General features: G+C 59.2%; 10 protein-coding genes, 2 tRNA genes and 3 rRNA genes. 3 read left to right on the top strand and 12 right to left on the bottom strand.

Translation table 11 applies throughout. The features are described from left to right. Positions 1-26 precede the first annotated feature (26 nt). The 7 genes from OH764_RS18605 to OH764_RS18575 form a co-directional block, all read right to left on the bottom strand. Positions 27-1,526 (bottom strand): M81 family metallopeptidase, encoded by a 1,500-nt coding sequence (locus OH764_RS18605; RefSeq protein ID WP_498850267.1) that lies wholly within the window; start codon positions 1,524-1,526, stop codon positions 27-29. Beyond that, positions 1,523-2,821, bottom strand: coding sequence for a Zn-dependent hydrolase (locus OH764_RS18600; RefSeq protein ID WP_498850266.1), 1,299 nt, complete (start codon positions 2,819-2,821; stop codon positions 1,523-1,525). Before OH764_RS18600 ends, OH764_RS18605 begins: the two co-directional genes overlap by 4 nt. A 32-nt stretch (positions 2,822-2,853) precedes the next feature. Beyond that, on the bottom strand, positions 2,854-3,555 hold the full coding sequence (locus OH764_RS18595) for an ABC transporter ATP-binding protein (protein ID WP_088175899.1): 702 nt from the start codon (positions 3,553-3,555) through the stop codon (positions 2,854-2,856). Beyond that, entirely contained in the window at positions 3,552-4,319 is a 768-nt protein-coding gene (locus OH764_RS18590) for an ABC transporter ATP-binding protein (RefSeq protein ID WP_027780287.1), read from the bottom strand. Before OH764_RS18590 ends, OH764_RS18595 begins: the two co-directional genes overlap by 4 nt. After that, positions 4,316-5,380, bottom strand: coding sequence for a branched-chain amino acid ABC transporter permease (locus tag OH764_RS18585; protein ID WP_498850265.1), 1,065 nt, complete (start codon positions 5,378-5,380; stop codon positions 4,316-4,318). Before OH764_RS18585 ends, OH764_RS18590 begins: the two co-directional genes overlap by 4 nt. Continuing rightward, positions 5,377-6,237 carry a branched-chain amino acid ABC transporter permease gene (locus OH764_RS18580; RefSeq protein ID WP_498850264.1) on the bottom strand — a complete coding sequence of 287 codons (861 nt, stop codon included), beginning with the start codon at positions 6,235-6,237 and terminating at the stop codon, positions 5,377-5,379. Before OH764_RS18580 ends, OH764_RS18585 begins: the two co-directional genes overlap by 4 nt. 119 nt (positions 6,238-6,356) lie before the next feature. Beyond that, positions 6,357-7,565, bottom strand: a complete 1,209-nt coding sequence (locus OH764_RS18575) for an ABC transporter substrate-binding protein (RefSeq protein ID WP_498850263.1) — start codon at positions 7,563-7,565, stop codon at positions 6,357-6,359. 242 nt (positions 7,566-7,807) lie between these two features. Between OH764_RS18575 and OH764_RS18570 the strand changes: the two genes are divergently transcribed. Together OH764_RS18570 and OH764_RS18565 are read left to right on the top strand one after the other, a co-directional pair. Beyond that, a complete protein-coding gene (locus OH764_RS18570; RefSeq protein WP_498850262.1) occupies positions 7,808-8,668 on the top strand; it encodes a FadR/GntR family transcriptional regulator in 861 nt (286 codons plus the stop codon). A gap of 638 nt (positions 8,669-9,306) precedes the next feature. Beyond that, complete coding sequence (locus OH764_RS18565; protein ID WP_498850261.1) at positions 9,307-9,771, top strand: hypothetical protein; 465 nt, start codon at positions 9,307-9,309, stop codon at positions 9,769-9,771. 155 nt (positions 9,772-9,926) lie between these two features. Here OH764_RS18565 and rrf read toward each other — a convergent pair. The 5 genes from rrf to OH764_RS18540 all read right to left on the bottom strand — a co-directional run bounded on the left by rrf (position 9,927) and on the right by OH764_RS18540 (position 15,274). Further along, positions 9,927-10,040, bottom strand: a 5S ribosomal RNA gene (gene rrf / locus OH764_RS18560). Between the two features lie 238 nt (positions 10,041-10,278). After that, a 23S ribosomal RNA gene (locus tag OH764_RS18555) occupies positions 10,279-13,157 on the bottom strand. Positions 13,158-13,459: 302 nt separating this feature from the next. Continuing rightward, positions 13,460-13,535: transfer RNA gene (locus tag OH764_RS18550), tRNA-Ala, on the bottom strand. Positions 13,536-13,589: 54 nt separating this feature from the next. Then, positions 13,590-13,666, bottom strand: a tRNA-Ile gene (locus tag OH764_RS18545). A 75-nt stretch (positions 13,667-13,741) separates the two neighbouring features. Next, positions 13,742-15,274: ribosomal RNA gene (locus OH764_RS18540) — 16S ribosomal RNA — on the bottom strand. The 16S, 23S and 5S rRNA genes sit together here with 2 tRNA genes alongside, the layout of an rRNA operon. A gap of 779 nt (positions 15,275-16,053) precedes the next feature. Here OH764_RS18540 and rpoD point away from each other — a divergent pair. Continuing rightward, the gene (gene rpoD / locus OH764_RS18535) at positions 16,054-18,048 is read left to right on the top strand and encodes an RNA polymerase sigma factor RpoD (RefSeq protein WP_087754784.1); all 1,995 of its coding nucleotides are present in this window, start codon (positions 16,054-16,056) and stop codon (positions 18,046-18,048) included. The last annotated feature ends 54 nt before the right edge of the window (positions 18,049-18,102 follow it).

Genomic DNA, 18,102 nt, shown 5'->3' with positions numbered 1-18,102 from the left:
CTTGTTGTCGACGCTCGCGCCACTCATTACGACGCGCTCCATTCGGCATTTGCATCAAGCGGAAAGACCGGGCGATGGATATTCCGGAAAGCGAACAGGCCGTAGTCCGAACTCGTCACGCCCCGGCTATCGCATTCCACGAGCCCGGCGGAGATCGGCACGAAAACCGGACGGCAATACATGCGCGATTTGAGTAGCAGGAAACGCGCGAGACGCGGGTCGATACCAACGCTTTCGAACACGCCCAGGTCCCACGGCTCATGCGTGTGCTCGGTCACGACCAGTTTCACCGTGCCCGTATCGAGAACCGCGGCGCGCCCCATGTGGGCTCGCTGCCCGGTGTAAGTCGGCCCGCTGATCACATATTCGCCGTCGGTCAAGGCTCGCACCACACCGGTCATTGCGACGGGAGCGCGCGGCGTCACCGCACTGCTTCCAACCTTGTTGCCGATCGTGATGGTCACCGTGCTGCCGACGCCCGCGGCCATCAATGCGGCCACCGCCTGCGGATCGCACAACGGCCCGGTGACGATGCCTTCCAGATGCTGCCGGAGCGCTTCTTCGAGCAGATCCATCGTGTCACACGTGCCGCCCGACATGCAGTTGTCGCCATGGTCCAGCAGAAGCACCGGCTTGTCGGCGTCTTCTGCGAGGGCAGCCGCTTGCGCAACCGATTCCGCAAGCGGCGCGCTGCGATAGACGAACTCCTCGCGCTCGTTCCAGATTTGTTGCGCGATTCGCTCGGCCACGGCTTCCGCCTGCGCGCGCTCGCCATTGCCGACAACCACGACGCTGATACACGGTGCAGCGATATCCGCGAGCGAAAAACCGGACAACACCGAGACCGCGAGCATGCCGTCGGCCTCGGCGGCGCGCGCGGCGTCGACGGCACGCTTCATCGCACCCTCGGCGGTCGCGCTGCGCAGCGTGTGCGTGAGCAACGGCGGCTGGCGCCAGGCGATGACCGGCTTCGCCTTGCCATGTATCAGCTCAAACAGCAGACGCGCGGCGTGCGCGCCGGTTTCATACATATCGACGTGCGGATAGGTCTTGAAGCTGACGATTACGTCCGCGTTGTCGATCATTTTCTGCGTGACATTGCCGTGCAGATCGAGCGCGACGGCAATCGGGGCATTGGGCAATGCCGCGCGCACGCGTTCGAGGAGATCGCCTTCGCCGTCATTCGAATTTTCCGCGACCATTGCGCCGTGCAGGTCCAGCATCACTGCATCGCATCCGCTCGCGGCTGCCAGAATTGCGTCGCAGATTGCGTCGTATGCGGCCGCTTCTACCGGCCCGCTCGGGTTGGCCGCCGCCGACACCGGCGTAACGATCTGCGCGCCTTCGCGGGCAGCGGCGTCGATGAACGCGGCCATTGCGGTTTGCATGCCCTTGTTGTCGTTGAACGCGTCGTCGTTGAAGCTCGGGCCGGCGTTCGCACCGTTCTGGCCGAAAGCGGACAACGGCGTCGGCACCGGCGAAAACGTGTTCGTCTCGTGATTCATCCGCGCAATGAGGATCTTCATACGTTCGACCCCTCCGGCATCGGCGCTGTCTGGACAACTTGCGCCGCTCGCAACATGGCGTGAAGCAACACGTTGCAGCCGGCCTCCAGGTGATCCGCGCGCGCGTCCTCGATTTCGTTGTGGCTGATACCGTCCTTGCAGGGCACGAAGATCATCGCGGCAGGCGCGACGCGCGCGAGATACACGGCGTCGTGGCCAGCACCGCTGATCACGTCCATTGACGAGAGGCCCAGCATGTCCGCGCCGTGTTTGACGGCGGCCACCAGTTCCGTCGCGAACGGTTGCGGCGCAAAGTACACGACCGGCTCGACGTCAACCGCGATGCCCGCTTTCTCGCTCGCGACCGCGCAGGCGCCGCGCAGCGCGCTGTCCATTGCGGTCAGCGTAGTGTCGTCGGCGGCGCGAAGATCGACCGTCAGTTTGACCCGGCCCGGAATCACGTTGCGTGAGTTGGGATGCACGTCGACCCAGCCCACCGTGCCGCGTCCATGCGGCGCATGATCGAGCGCAATACGGTTCACGGCGTGAATGAGGTCGGCGGCGACCAGCAGCGCATCGCGGCGCAACTCCATCGGCGTCGGCCCTGCGTGCGCTTCCATGCCGTGCACGGTCACGTCGTACCAGCGTTGACCGAGTGCGCCTTGCACGACGCCGATAGTTTTATCGTTTGCTTCCAGCACCGGGCCTTGCTCGATGTGTGCTTCGAAATACGCACCAACGGTATGCGGTTTCGCGTTTTCACCAACGTAGCCGATTGCGGTCAGCGCGTCGCGCACGGACACGCCGTCCCGGTCCTGCTGCGCAAGAGCATGTTCGAGCGTGAAAGCGCCTGCAAACACGCCTGAGCCCATCATCACGGGAACGAAGCGCGAGCCTTCCTCGTTGGTCCAGACCGCCACCTCGATCGGCGCGAGCGTTGTAACGTTCGCATCGGCCAACGTGCGCAGCACTTCGATGCCAGCGAGCACGCCGTAGTTGCCGTCGAACTTGCCGCCGGTCGGCTGCGTGTCGATGTGGCTGCCGGTCATCACGGGAGGCAGATCGTCGCGCAAACCCGCGCGGCGCGCGAAAATATTGCCGATCGCGTCGACGCGAACCGTGCAGCCTATTTCCTTCGCCCAACTAACGACCTGATCGCGCGCAATGCGATCCAGTTCGGTTAGCGCTAGCCGACAGACGCCGCCCTTCTCGGTGGCCCCGATTTTCGCGAGCTGCATGAGACTGTTCCAAAGCCGTTCGCCATCGACGCGCAAACGACTCACTGCCTCGGTAGCCTGCGATTCATGAACTTGCATCAGTGCTTCCTCATAGTGAAGTCGGCGCGGACTCAGACAACGCCGACGCCCAGATAGCGGTCCTTGATCGAGTCGTCGGCGGCGAACGACGCATTGTCGCCCGAATAAACGATCACGCCCTGTTCGATGATGTAGTGACGATCCGCGAGTTGCGTGCAGACTTCGAGGTTCTGCTCAACGAGCAAGATCGCCACACCTGCCTCGCGAATGAGTTTGAGTTGCGCGACGATTTCTTCGACGATCACCGGCGCGAGGCCTTCCACCGGTTCATCGAGCATCAGAAGGCGTGGATGATTCATCAGCGCACGGCCAACCGCGAGCATCTGCTGTTCGCCACCGGACAGCTGTCCGCCGCCGTTCGTACGTCGCTCTTTCAGCCGAGGAAAAATGCGGTAGATGTCGTCGAGTTGCCACGGCGAGTCTTTGCGCGCGCCGAGTCGCAAGTTTTCTTCCACGGTGAGCAACCGGAAAATGCCGCGGTGTTCGGGCACGAAACACACACCACGCGAGGCGATCTTATGTGGCTGCAGCCCGCTTATGGTCGCGCCGTTGAACGTCACGCTGCCGTTCTTCGGCGCGACGACGCCCGCGATGGCCTTGAGCGTGGTGGATTTTCCCGCGCCGTTGCGGCCCAGCAGCGTGACCGTCTCACCTTCCGCGATCTGCAACGAAACGCCCTGCAGAATGTGACTTTTGCCGTAGAAGCCGTGAATCTGCTGCACGTCGAGAATCATGCGCGGCCTCCGGTAATCATGTTGCCGAGATAGGCGCTGCGCACGCGCTCATCGCCGCGAATTTCGTCGGGGCGCCCTTCCACCAGCACGCGCCCTTGTTGCATGACGGTGATCGTGTCGGAGATGTCCATCACGATGCCCATGTTGTGCTCGATCAGGACGACGGTGTAGTCCTCGCGCAGGCCGCGTATCAATTGCTTCATGTCGTCGAGATCGTCGATACCCATGCCCGACGTCGGCTCGTCGAGAAAGATTGCCTTGGGACGCGCCGCGAGTGCCATGCCGACTTCGAGCCGCCGCTGCTGACCGTGCGACAGAGCGCCCGCTGACACTTTGCTGAAACGCTGCAACGCGAGGCGTTCGAGTATGTCGTCGACGGTTTCGGTGTGAGCCAGTGCGCCGCGCGGCGGCGTCCATGCATTGAGCGCACGCACGGAGTCGACACCTTGCGCAGCGAGCCGCAAGTTTTCCTGCACGCTCAGATTGGCGAACAGACTCGTCACCTGGAACGATCTCGCGACGCCGCGACGCACACGCTTGTGATCGGGCTCGTGGGTCACGTCGTGTCCGTCGAAGACAATCGTTCCCGCGGTGATCGGCAGAGTGCCGGTGAGCACATGGAAAAGCGTAGTCTTGCCCGCGCCGTTCGGACCGATTACCGAGTGCACGGTGCGCGGCATGATGCGCAGATTGACCTCGGAGAGCGCCGTGAATTTACCGTAGCGTTTCACGAGGCCGCTTGCGTTCAGAATTGCCTCGCTCATGCGCGCTCCTTTGCGGTGTCGTCGGCTGCTGCGTCTGCATCGGCTTTGTCATTTCGGCGCAGGGCGTGCCAGATGCGCTCGCCGAGTCCCCATAGACCGCGCTGCATGTACAGGCTCACCGCCATCAGCACGATGCCGAGCAACAGCAGCCAGCGTGGCCATAACGTCGAGAGCCAGTCGGCGAAGAGCACATAGAAAGCGGCACCCAGCACGGACGCGAAGAGGTTGCCGGTGCCGCCGATCACGGTCATCACGAGGATCATTTCGCTCGTGTGGTAATCGATGTTGGACAGGGGCGCGATGCCGGTCATCAACGCATGCAGTGCGCCCGCGAGTCCGGTTACGGCACCGGAGATGACGAACGCCATCAGCTTGAAACGCTTGACGTCGTAGCCGACGGCGGCGGCGCGCGCTTCGTTGTCGCGGATCGCAAGCAGCGTGCGGCCGAATACCGAGTGCGAGACGCGCATCAACAGCCAGAACACGACGAGGAAAAGTACCGCGACGAAGCCGTAGTACTGCCACGGGGAAGCGAGCGGAATCAGTGCTTTGCCGGCCAACCCGAGCGCCGGTCGCGGAATGTCGAGCAGTCCGTTGTCGCCGCCGGTCAGGTCCGGCGTGGTGTAGGCGAGGAAGTAGAACAGCTGCCCGAATGCGAGCGTCAGCATCACGAAGTATGTGCCGCGCTGTCTGATCGAAAACCATCCGACCAATGCGGCCGCGATTGCGCCGATCGCGATTGCCGCCAGCAGCGCGACGGGCACCGGCAACGCGGCCCTGGTCAGCACGAGCCCCGCGCTATAGCTGCCGAGTCCGAAGAAAATGCCCTGCCCGAACGACAGCAGTCCCGTGTGGCCGAGCAGAAGATTGCAGCCCAATGCGGCGAGCGCGAACACGAGCACTTCTGTCGCGAGCGAGCCGGAGCGCAACGTTAGCGGCAAGATGCACACGACGAGCAGCGCGAGCAACAGGAACCGATAGCGATGCAGCGCGTGTCGCAGAACGGGCTGCGATGCACGCGGAACTGCTTTCGTGTCGGCGGCTTTCGAAGTATCGATCACGCGGCTCTCCCGAGTAGGCCATTGGGCCGCAGCAGAAGGACGGCCGCCATCGCGACGTAAATCATCAAGCGCGCGCCTTCGGGCCACAGCGTGCTCATGACGCTTTGCACGATGCCAACCAGCAGGCCACCGACCAGCGCGCCGAGAAAATTGCCCATGCCGCCCACCACCACGACGACGAAAGCGACGCCGAGTGCCTCTATGCCCATGAAAGGATCGACGCCGCGAATCGGCGCGGCGAGCACGCCGGCGAGCGCGGCGGTTGCGGCACCGAGCGCGAACACGAGGCTGAACACCCGCAACACGTTGATGCCGAGCAGTGAGACCATCTCCGTCGACTCGCTGCCGGCGCGCACCGCGCTGCCAAGACGTGTGCCCTCGAGCACCCACCAGAGTAGCGTCGCGAGCACTGCCGTGAAGCCGATCACAAACAGACGGTACTTGGGATAAACAAAACTGCCCCAGATCACCACGCCGTTCAGCATGTCGGGAACGGCCACATTGTCACCGAGCGGCCCCCACACGAGGATCGCGCATTCCTGCACGACGAGCGCGAGGCCCACGGTCACGAGAATATGGAACTCGTGCTGCTGCGCGTAGACGTGCCGCAAAATCAGCTTTTCGACGACCCATGCCAAGGCGCCGACCGCAACCGGCACGACGATCAGCGCTGTCCAGAAGCTCATCGACCACTGCATCGCCTGATAGCAGAAGTAGGCGCCGAGCAGATAGAAGGCGCCGTGCGCAAAGTTCACGAAGCGCAAGAGGCCGAACACGATCGACAAGCCCACCGCGAGCAGGAAATACAGCATCCCGACCCCGATGCCGTTGACGATCTGCAGGAGATAAACGTTCATGGCGTCCGTGTGAGGAATTGGCGAAATTCACTGCCTATGCTTGTGCGTGCGCTTCGTGCTCTCATGCGCTCGCATGTGTACGTGCTGCGGTGTGCGAGACACCGCGGCGCCTGCGCGAATCACGCCAGCTTGCAACCGGTCTTGTCGAGCGGCAGAAACGATTGCCCCGAACTGACGATATCCGCGTAGTCGTCGGCGTTTTTCATCTTGCTCTTCGCCTTGCCCTTCAACAGATAATAGTTCTTCAGTACCTGATGATCGCCTTTGCGAACCTCTTCGGGTCCTGTCAAACCATCGTATTTCATGCCTTCGAGCGCGGCGACCACTTTTTTCGGATCGACGTTGCCGGCCTTCACAATGCCGTCCAGCAAAATCTTCGTGCAGATGTACGAGCCCGCCAGGCTGTAGTTCGGATTCGTCTTGAAGGCCGCCTGCGTGCGTTTGACGAGATCGCGGTTGAGCGGCGAGTCGATTGCGTGCCAATACTGTGCGCCGAAATACACGCCGTCGCACAAGTCCGCACCGAGCGATTCGAACTGCTCGAGACCGGAAGCCCACGCGAGCAGAATCGTGCAGTTGTTCTTCATGCCGAAGCTCACCGCCTGGCGCAGCGTGTCGGAAGATTGCGAACCGAAGTTGAGGATGAGCAACACGTCCGGCTTGGCGGAGACTGCGTTCGTCAAATAACCGCTGAACTCTTTTTCGTTCAGCGAGTGATAACTGTTGCCCACGTGCTCGATGCCCTTCTCCTTGAAGACGGCTTTTGCGGCGGACAACAGGCCGTCGCCGAACACGTATTGCGGCGTGATCGTGTACCAGCGTTTGGCCTTCGGCATCATCTGGATCAGCGGACGCACGGTCTGTTCAATTGCGCCATACGTGGGCACCGACCAGCGGAAGGTCGCATCGTTGCAGTCTTTCCCAGTGATCTCGTCCGCACCCGCTGTGGTGATGAAGACGCCGCCGGCTTTTTGGACTTCCTTGCCCATCGCCAATGATTCGGAGGACAAAATACCGCCTGCAAAGAATCGAGCATTTTTCTGTTGCGCGATTTCCTGAACGCGGCGTACTGCTGTTGCCGGCTTGCCTTCCGTGTCGAGCACCGAATAGGCGAGCGGTTCGCCGAGAACCTTGCCATATTGTTCGATGGCGAGCTTCATACCAAGGTCTGCATACTTGCCGTTGGCGGCGAACGCGCCTGACATCGGCACCGGACAGGCGAACTGCACGCTGCCTGCCTGCGCGAAGGCGCTGCGCGCGACGAGCGACCCCAGCGAGCCCGGAACGGCCGACAACGCGGCCAGCTTCAACATATTTCGGCGATTCAAAATGACGCTCCTTGGAAGAGACACGCACTGAACGACTGTGAAAGCTTGCTGGCCACGGTGAACTTTCCACCACATCGGCTTTGTTCTATTTATCATGATAAATAGGTTGAATCCGATCGTAGGTACAATAAATTCCGGTGTCAATAAGGCAAAATTCCTGGCGGCAGCGCGGCAGGTTTGCTTGCGACGCAGTGGGCGCCGGCGCAACGCCGATGGTGCAGTACACAAATGGGAGCATGAAGATGGCCATGGATCGAACCAAGGCTGGCGCAGCGATTGAGATCAAGCAGCAAAAGCGCGGCGACCTGGTCGCGGAAGAAATCAAGCGACTGATCACGGAAAAGGACCTGAAGCCGGGCGATCGCCTGCCACGCGAGGTCGAGTTGCAGCAACTCTTCTCGGTGAGCAAGAGCACGATTCGCGAGGCGCTGAAGTCGCTCGAAGTTCAAGGGCTCATCAAGGTGACGACGGGCCCTGCCGGCGGCGGCATGGTCGTGGAAGTGCCGCTCGATCGGACGTTGCAGCTTCTGCAGAACTATCTGTTCTTCAAGGACGTTTCGATCGACGACATTTACACCGTGCGCAAACTGCTTGAGCCGGAACTCGCGGCAGGCGCCGTCCCGCACCTGACAGAACAGGATTTCGAAGCGCTGGAGGCGAGCATTGCTTGCTGCGATCGGCCAGCTTCGGCGCACGGCGGGCAGGACATCGTCCGGCAACGCCAGGAGGACGTGAACTTCCACGACATTCTGGCGGCGGCTAACCCGAATCCGTTCCTGCGTTTCAGTTGCGAGCTGATCAACGAGATGATCCGGCAGCTCATCGAGTTTCGTAACGATACGCCTCAGGCCGAGCACGAGCGGTTCGGCCAAGCCAACGTCAAGATTCACAAGGCGATCACGAAGGCGGCGCGTGAGCGTGACGTCGACAAGGTGCGCGAGCTGATGACGGTCCATATGACCGAGGCGCCGCGTTACGTGAAACGGATGAAGGGGAAACTGCGCGGGCGACTTATTCTCGACTCGGAGATCCGCCGCCGGGTGCGGGCGCGAAGTGCTGGTCCCGTGGAGGCGGAGGCAGACGGGAGTGATGCGGGGGAGTGATGGGGTTGGTTGCCGGGGTTGGCGGCGGCGTCGGCGCTGTGAGTGTTGGTCGAGGCTGCCGGCCGACGTTGGTGGCAAAGCTAGTCGCGAGGGATCGTCGGTTGCGTGGGTTGCGTGGGTTGCGTGGGTTGCGTGGGTTGCGTGAGTCACCCAGTTTGCGTGAGTCGCATGGGCTGCGTGGGCCAGCTTACGTGCCTGGATTACATGGGCATATGTCTGCGAAGCGACGACGAAATCACGTACACGGGGCGTCGAGGCTCGTGATGCGGGTTCGCGAGGAGTGATCGGTTGAAGCGTCGTGGCGCAATCGCGAGCGCTCGCAATAAGCGTTGCGACCTGCTTTGTCGCCTCCTGCCGCCGACGCCGCCGATGGGATGCGTAGGCGCCAGGGGGCGATGACGCTAACGTAAACGACGCGGTCAACCTGAGGCGATCGGCCCACAAGTTGCGTCACAACGAGCGTGGGCAACAGCGGTTGGCCGCGTCAAGGATGTTGATTCAACTTCGGCTTTTCAAGACGGTTGTCGTTGGGTTGGCGGGGACGGTGCCCAAGGGAGTCGACGGCTAACGGCAAGAGGGCTCAACCTTTTGACGCGCGCGCCGTTATTGCATCTGCACAGCTCGTTCACTGGACCTTCATGGCGCAACCTATTCCGTTTTCCCGAAATACCGGCGCGGCACGCGCCCGGCATGCCAAGGCGATGCTGCTGCCGATGGCACGCCAAACCGCCGACGATCTCGCCTTGCGCGTGCATCTGGCGCTAGACGCGTTGCGACGAGGCGACGGCGGGATAGGCGATGCTCAGACGTTGACGCAAGTAATGCTGCTGACGGGTTTTCTGGCCGAATCGGGTTTCGGCTCAGCGACTGGCGAGCAACTTGGCGAGGCCGAGCGCGCGATAGCCAAGGTATTCGACACCGGACGAGATACCGGTAGATGGATGCTCGATGAAAACGGATTCGCGATATTTGCACAGATCGCGACCAACTACGACCAGCAATTGCACCGCGCTCCGCTTTGGGCAGTTACCGAGGTCAGTGAGCGGCTCGACCGTTTTACCGCGGGGCTGCCGGATCAGTTTGCGACGCGAAAGCGGGCCTAATTGTCGCCCGGTTGCTCGACTGAATGAATAGGCTCGAACAGCTTCGAGCCGTTTTTCGTCGATTGACGACGATTTGTTTGCCTAGATGTTTTTTTCGCCGCGTAAACGCAGAAACCCCACCTTTGCTGGGGTGGGGTTTCTGGTGCTGCTGGGGAGCCTGACGATTACCTACTTTCACACGGGCAATCCGCACTATCATCGGCGTGGAGTCGTTTCACGGTCCTGTTCGGGATGGGAAGGGGTGGGACCGACTCGCTATGGTCATCAGGCTTTGACGGGTTGCTGGGTCGCCTTTGGGGCGGCACAGCCAATCTGGAAGAAGTAGTTGAGAGGATGCCTCTCGTTTTGCACGTTCAGCACGTGCGGGTTGTGTTGTTTCTGGCACAACACTGATCTCTCAACCTGGGTGTCTGGCGCGAACTCACTGGGAGTTCAAGCGCATCCCCTTCGGGGATCGGACCAGTGTAGGCGCTGAAGCGCCAACGCTGGTCGAGACACACCTGTTATAGGATCAAGCCTTACGGGCAATTAGTATCAGTTAGCTGAGCACATTACTGCGCTTACACACCTGACCTATCAACGTCCTGGTCTTGAACGACCCTTCAAGGGGCTCGAAGCCCCGGGGATATCTCATCTTAAGGCGAGTTTCCCGCTTAGATGCTTTCAGCGGTTATCTCTTCCGAACATAGCTACCCGGCGATGCCACTGGCGTGACAACCGGTACACCAGAGGTTCGTCCACTCCGGTCCTCTCGTACTAGGAGCAGCCCCCTTCAAATATCCAGCGCCCACGGCAGATAGGGACCAAACTGTCTCACGACGTTTTAAACCCAGCTCACGTACCTCTTTAAATGGCGAACAGCCATACCCTTGGGACCGGCTACAGCCCCAGGATGAGATGAGCCGACATCGAGGTGCCAAACACCGCCGTCGATATGAACTCTTGGGCGGTATCAGCCTGTTATCCCCAGAGTACCTTTTATCCGTTGAGCGATGGCCCTTCCATACAGAACCACCGGATCACTATGACCTGCTTTCGCACCTGCTCGACTTGTCGGTCTCGCAGTTAAGCACGCTTATGCCATTGCACTATCAGCACGATTTCCGACCGTACCTAGCGTACCTTCGTACTCCTCCGTTACACTTTGGGAGGAGACCGCCCCAGTCAAACTGCCTACCATGCACTGTCCCCGATCCGGATTACGGACCAAGGTTAGAACCTCAAACAGATCAGGGTGGTATTTCAAGGATGGCTCCACGCAGACTGGCGTCCACGCTTCACAGCCTCCCACCTATCCTACACAGACCGGTTCAAAGTCCAATGCAAAGCTACAGTAAAGGTTCATGGGGTCTTTCCGTCTAGCCGCGGGGAGATTGCATCATCACAAACACTTCAACTTCGCTGAGTCTCGGGAGGAGACAGTGTGGCCATCGTTACGCCATTCGTGCAGGTCGGAACTTACCCGACAAGGAATTTCGCTACCTTAGGACCGTTATAGTTACGGCCGCCGTTTACCGGGACTTCAATCAGGAGCTTGCACCCCATCATTTAATCTTCCGGCACCGGGCAGGCGTCACACCCTATACGTCCACTTTCGTGTTTGCAGAGTGCTGTGTTTTTATTAAACAGTCGCAGCCACCAGTTTATTGCAACCCCTTCACCCTCCTGGCGCAGGCCAGTCAAGCTACAGGGGCGTACCTTATCCCGAAGTTACGGTACCAATTTGCCGAGTTCCTTCTCCCGAGTTCTCTCAAGCGCCTTAGAATACTCATCTCGCCCACCTGTGTCGGTTTGCGGTACGGTCTTGTTGAACTGAAGCTTAGAGGCTTTTCCTGGAACCACTTCCGATTGCTTCGTCACCGAAGTGACTGGCCTCACACCCTTGAATTACGCGCCCGGATTTGCCAAAGCGCCTTCTCCAATGCAAGGACCGGGACTTCCAACACCCGGACAACCTTCCGCGATCCGTCCCCCCATCGCATTCAACAATGGTGCAGGAATATTAACCTGCTTCCCATCAGCTACGCATTTCTGCCTCGCCTTAGGGGCCGACTCACCCTACGCCGATGAACGTTGCGTAGGAAACCTTGGGCTTACGGCGAGGGGGCCTTTCACCCCCTTTATCGCTACTCATGTCAGCATTCGCACTTCCGATACCTCCAGCACACTTTCCAGTGCACCTTCGCAGGCTTACGGAACGCTCTCCTACCATGCACATAAATGTGCATCCGCAGCTTCGGTATATGGCTTAGCCCCGTTACATCTTCCGCGCAGGACGACTCGATCAGTGAGCTATTACGCTTTCTTTAAAGGATGGCTGCTTCTAAGCCAACCTCCTGACTGTTTTAGCCTTCCCACTTCGTTTCCCACTTAGCCATATTTGGGGACCTTAGCTGGCGGTCTGGGTTGTTTCCCTCTTGACACCGGACGTTAGCACCCGATGTCTGTCTCCCGTGATTGCACTCTTCGGTATTCGGAGTTTGCTATGGCGTAGTAATCCGCAATGGACCCCACAACCATGACAGTGCTCTACCCCCGAAGGTGATACACGAGGCACTACCTAAATAGTTTTCGGAGAGAACCAGCTATTTCCAGGTTTGTTTAGCCTTTCACCCCTATCCACAGCTCATCCCCTAACTTTTCAACGTTAGTGGGTTCGGACCTCCAGTACGTGTTACCGCACCTTCATCCTGGCCATGGATAGATCACCTGGTTTCGGGTCTACACCCAGCGACTGAACGCCCTGTTCGGACTCGCTTTCGCTACGCCTGCCCTAATCGGTTAAGCTTGCCACTGAATGTAAGTCGCTGACCCATTATACAAAAGGTACGCCGTCACCCCTTACGAGGCTCCGACTGTTTGTATGCATGCGGTTTCAGGATCTGTTTCACTCCCCTCCCGGGGTTCTTTTCGCCTTTCCCTCACGGTACTGGTTCACTATCGGTCGATCACGAGTATTTAGCCTTGGAGGATGGTCCCCCCATCTTCAGACAGGATTTCACGTGTCCCGCCCTACTTGTCGTACACCTAGTTCTTCCTCGCTGTTTTCGTCTACAGGGCTATCACCTGCTATGGCGGCACTTTCCAGAGCCTTCGACTAACAATGAAGATAAAGAGTACAGGCTGCTCCCATTTCGCTCGCCACTACTCTGGGAATCTCGGTTGATTTCTTTTCCTGCGGTTACTTAGATGTTTCAGTTCACCGCGTTCGCTTCACATGACCTATGGATTCAGTCATGGATACTCCATACGGAGTGGGTTTCCCCATTCGGACATCTACGGATCAAAGCTCGTTTGCCAGCTCCCCGTAGCTTTTCGCAGGCTACCGCGTCCTTCATCGCCTGTGATCGCCAAGGCATCCACCACATGCACTTGTTCGCTTGACCCTATAACGGGTGTGTCTCTGTCGATTCACAATCGTTACAGGTTGAGTATTCGTGTTGCGCCGTATTCCAAAGCAATCTTTCGATCACTTAAAAATACATCGATACAATCACAACCCTGATTCACCTACTCATGTACCCATCTCTAAGTACACTTTCGTGAATCTCTTTACTACTTCTTCCTGATTGTTAAAGAACGTTCAGCCGATAGCGCGATTGCTGTAACCGCGTATCCTTACTGACTGGCTCAATCGCCAATGCACAACGCTCTGTGTACCTGACACAGAACCCTACGCATTGAGGATTGGTGGAGGATGACGGGATCGAACCGACGACCCCCTGCTTGCAAAGCAGGTGCTCTCCCAGCTGAGCTAATCCCCCAGTCATACAGTGACCCCAGAGGTATTCAGACGCCCAGCGCACCAGACAAGACAGTGGTGGGTCTGGATGGATTCGAACCATCGACCCCCGCCTTATCAAGACGGTGCTCTAACCGACTGAGCTACAGACCCCTGAGTCTGTCTGCGTTTCTTTACTACTACAGCCGATAAGCGTGAGCGCTCAACGTTTGACACGTCTAGCTCGAGAAAGGAGGTGATCCAGCCGCACCTTCCGATACGGCTACCTTGTTACGACTTCACCCCAGTCATGAATCCCACCGTGGTAAGCGCCCTCCTTGCGGTTAGGCTACCTACTTCTGGTGAAACCCACTCCCATGGTGTGACGGGCGGTGTGTACAAGACCCGGGAACGTATTCACCGCGGCATGCTGATCCGCGATTACTAGCGATTCCAGCTTCACGCACTCGAGTTGCAGAGTGCGATCCGGACTACGATCGGTTTTCTGGGATTGGCTCCCCCTCGCGGGTTGGCGACCCTCTGTTCCGACCATTGTATGACGTGTGAAGCCCTACCCATAAGGGCCATGAGGACTTGACGTCATCCCCACCTTCCTCCGGTTTGTCACCGGCAGTCTCCCTGGAGTGCTCTTGCGTAGCAACTAGGGACAAGGGTTGCGCTCGTTGCGGGACTTAACCCAACATCTCACGACACGAGCTGACGACAGCCATGCAGCACCTGTGTTATGGCTCCCTTTCGGGCACCCCCACCTCTCAGCAGGGTTCCATACATGTCAAGGGTAGGTAAGGTTTTTCGCGTTGCATCGAATTAATCCACATCATCCACCGCTTGTGCGGGTCCCCGTCAATTCCTTTGAGTTTTAATCTTGCGACCGTACTCCCCAGGCGGTCAACTTCACGCGTTAGCTACGTTACCAAGTCAATGAAGACCCGACAACTAGTTGACATCGTTTAGGGCGTGGACTACCAGGGTATCTAATCCTGTTTGCTCCCCACGCTTTCGTGCATGAGCGTCAGTATTGGCCCAGGGGGCTGCCTTCGCCATCGGTATTCCTCCACATCTCTACGCATTTCACTGCTACACGTGGAATTCTACCCCCCTCTGCCATACTCTAGCCCGCCAGTCACAAATGCAGTTCCCAGGTTAAGCCCGGGGATTTCACATCTGTCTTAGCGAACCGCCTGCGCACGCTTTACGCCCAGTAATTCCGATTAACGCTTGCACCCTACGTATTACCGCGGCTGCTGGCACGTAGTTAGCCGGTGCTTATTCTTCCGGTACCGTCATCCCCCACGGGTATTAACCACGAGGTTTTCTTTCCGGACAAAAGTGCTTTACAACCCGAAGGCCTTCTTCACACACGCGGCATTGCTGGATCAGGCTTGCGCCCATTGTCCAAAATTCCCCACTGCTGCCTCCCGTAGGAGTCTGGGCCGTGTCTCAGTCCCAGTGTGGCTGGTCGTCCTCTCAGACCAGCTACAGATCGTCGCCTTGGTAGGCCTTTACCCCACCAACTAGCTAATCTGCCATCGGCCGCCCCTGTAGCGCGAGGTCCCGAAGGATCCCCCGCTTTCCTCCGCAGAGCGTATGCGGTATTAATCCGGCTTTCGCCGGGCTATCCCCCACTACAGGACACGTTCCGATGTATTACTCACCCGTTCGCCACTCGCCACCAGGGTTGCCCCCGTGCTGCCGTTCGACTTGCATGTGTAAGGCATGCCGCCAGCGTTCAATCTGAGCCAGGATCAAACTCTTCAGTTCAAACCTGTTACTGTTTTCGGTTGTCTTACCAACCGGTCGCTCACTCAACGTACTGACGAAGTGTTCAACCATCTCTCGATGACCAAACCTTCCTTTCATTACTGTGTGAGACTTGATACTTTCGCTTTATGTGAATCCGAAGATCCACCCGCGTCGCGCATCAAGCGCCCACACTTATCGGCTGTTAGTTTTTAAAGATCGGTTCGCCTCACGCCGCGCCGCCTTACCACACCTACCCGGCACCGCTTCGTTCTGCGTCGCTGCATCTGCAGCAGAGAAACGAGATTATGAAGAGCGAGTGACAGGTCGTCAACCCCCTTCGACGAATTTTCTTTCACAGAAGCGCCAATCGGCGCGCAAAGCGTTCGCCCTACATATAGTAGACCCTCGATTCGCAGTGGAACGCAGTCGTGTGAACACGAACAAGTTGGTCTATAGTCGGGAGTCTGCCGTCCGTCGCGAGAGAACTGTCCGTTGTTGCAACAAACTTTTTTGCGCGCCGCTCCGCGCCGCCACGGGCCGACAGCGAACGGATCTACGGCAACAGCGTGCGACGAATTGCTGCGCACAATGCGCGCGAAGGCGCAAGCTCGTATATAATGCGAGCCGCGCGAATTTCGCACATTTCTATCGGCCCGCTCCAAGCGGGCTCATCTTTTTGCTCCCCAGAGCACACAGCCATATAACCGCGTTGAGTCACTCAGGTGATGTTGAGCCATGCTCGAAACGCCTGACGGTCGCGTCTTGCGTCTCATAGCGAAGCCTCTCGAGGAGAATACGTGAACCCTTTTGATCGCGAAGATTCGCAACACGAAACCGCAGCCTACACGAAGGCTCCGTCGGGCCGTACGCCCAAGGGCAAAGGCGCGGGTAAAGCGATCCCCGTGGCGGCCGAACTGCCGCCGCAGCAAGCCGAAGAACGCCAGCGCCAGATGCGCGCGCTGATCCAGCTGGGCAAGGAGCAAGGCTACCTGACCCACGCGCAGATCAATGACCACCTGCCCGACAACTTCGCGCAAACCGCGGCGATCGACAGCATCGTCAGCGCGTTCAACGACATGGGCGTGCAGGTCTACGAGCAGGCCCCCGACGCGGAAACGCTGCTGCTGAACTCGAACGCTCCGGCAGTCGTTTCCGACGATCAGGCGGACGAAGAAACCGAAGTCGCGTTGTCGACGGTGGATTCCGAGTTCGGCCGCACGACCGACCCCGTGCGCATGTACATGCGCGAAATGGGCGCGACCGAGTTGCTGACGCGCGCGGGCGAAATCGCGATTGCAAAGCGTATCGAAGACGGTCTGCACGAAATGGTGCAGGCCATCGCCGCATGCCCGCTCGCAATTTCCGCGATCCTGGCAAGCGCCCAGCAGGTTGCGGACGGCGAGCTGCGAATCGACGAACTCGTCGACGGACTCAACGAAGACAACATCGCGGCGGAAGAAGAGACCGTGAGCGCCGAAGCGACTGCCGACGTGGATTCGGACACGGAAGAAGACGACGACAGCGATAGCGACGACGACGTCGGCCCGGCCGATTCGTCTGCAGCAGACGAAGCGCGTCTGAAGCAGCTCACGAGCGACTGCCTCGAGATCTTCGCGCAAGTCGGCATTCTGTACGACCAGATGAACGCTTCGCACACTCGCGGCGACGTCAGCTCCAAGGCATATCAGCGCGCGCGCGAGGAAATTCAGCAACACCTCGCGAAAATCCGCTTCACGGCGCGCACCATCGACCGTCTGTGCGGCGACGTGCAGCATCAGGTCGCGCAGGTTCGCGCGATCGAACGCAACATTCTGCAGATCGTGGTGACGAAGAGCGGCATGCCGCGCGAGAAGTTCATCGAATCGTTCGCGGGTCATGAAGCCGATCTCGGCTGGACCGAGCGTGCAGCACGCGGCACGACGTCGTATGGCGCCGCGCTCGAGCGTCACCTGCCGGCAATTCAGTCGGAACAGCAAAAGCTGATCGACATTGAAGCCACCGTCTCGCTGCCGCTCAAGCATCTGAAAGAGATCAACCGCCAGATGGTCGCGGCTGAATCGAAGATGCGCAAAGCCAAGAGCGAAATGATCGAGGCCAACCTGCGTCTCGTCATTTCCATCGCAAAGAAGTACGTGAATCGCGGCATGCTGTTCCTCGACCTGATTCAGGAAGGCAACATCGGCCTGATGAAAGCAGTGGACAAGTTCGAATACCGCCGCGGCTGGAAGTTTTCCACGTACGCAACGTGGTGGGTCCGCCAGGCCGTGACGCGATCGCTCGCCGATCAGGCGCGCACGATCCGCGTGCCGGTGCACATGATCGAAACGATCAACAAGCTGAATCGCATCTCACGTGAAATCCTGCAGCAGACCGGTCAGGAAGCACACCCGTCGGTGCTGGCCGAGCGCATGGACCTGTCGGAAGAGAAAGTGCGCGGCATCCTCAAGATCGCCAAGCAGCCGGTGTCGATGGAAACGCCTGTCGGCGACGACGGCGACGCCACGCTCGGCGACATGATCGAAGACTCGGCGGCATCGTCGCCGGCAGACGCGGCAATGCAGGCCGACCTTCGCGCCGCGATCGACGATGCGCTCGACTCGCTGTCGCCGCGCGAAGCCAAGGTGCTGCGTATGCGCTACGGCATCAACACGAAGTCGGACCACACGCTGGAAGAAGTGGGCAAGCAGTTCGACGTCACGCGTGAGCGTATCCGTCAGATCGAAAGCAAGGCCATGCGCAAGCTGATGCATCCGAGCCGTGCCGATCGACTCAAGTCGTTCCTCGACCGTTGATCCAGCAAGTCTGACTCTGCTTCACCGCGCTTGCCGTGCGCCATGCACGGCAAG

The sequence above is a fragment of the Burkholderia sp. M6-3 genome, from assembly GCF_050858985.1.
Classification (GTDB): Bacteria; Pseudomonadota; Gammaproteobacteria; order Burkholderiales; family Burkholderiaceae; genus Paraburkholderia; species Paraburkholderia caledonica.
The sequence above is the reverse complement of the archived record's forward strand: the minus strand, read 5'-3'. Positions and strand labels throughout refer to the sequence as shown.

What these genes read in the sequence shown, in the direction of transcription:
- OH764_RS18595 (WP_088175899.1), bottom strand. Translation starts at nt 3,555, where the DNA reads ATGATTCTCGACGTGCAGCAGATTCACGGCTTCTACGGCAAAAGTCAC.
- OH764_RS18590 (WP_027780287.1), bottom strand. Translation starts at nt 4,319, where the DNA reads ATGAGCGAGGCAATTCTGAACGCAAGCGGCCTCGTGAAACGCTACGGT.
- OH764_RS18570 (WP_498850262.1), top strand. Translation starts at nt 7,808, where the DNA reads ATGGCCATGGATCGAACCAAGGCTGGCGCAGCGATTGAGATCAAGCAG.
- OH764_RS18565 (WP_498850261.1), top strand. Translation starts at nt 9,307, where the DNA reads ATGGCGCAACCTATTCCGTTTTCCCGAAATACCGGCGCGGCACGCGCC.
- OH764_RS18600 (WP_498850266.1), bottom strand. Translation starts at nt 2,821, where the DNA reads ATGCAAGTTCATGAATCGCAGGCTACCGAGGCAGTGAGTCGTTTGCGC.
- OH764_RS18580 (WP_498850264.1), bottom strand. Translation starts at nt 6,237, where the DNA reads ATGAACGTTTATCTCCTGCAGATCGTCAACGGCATCGGGGTCGGGATG.
- OH764_RS18605 (WP_498850267.1), bottom strand. Translation starts at nt 1,526, where the DNA reads ATGAAGATCCTCATTGCGCGGATGAATCACGAGACGAACACGTTTTCG.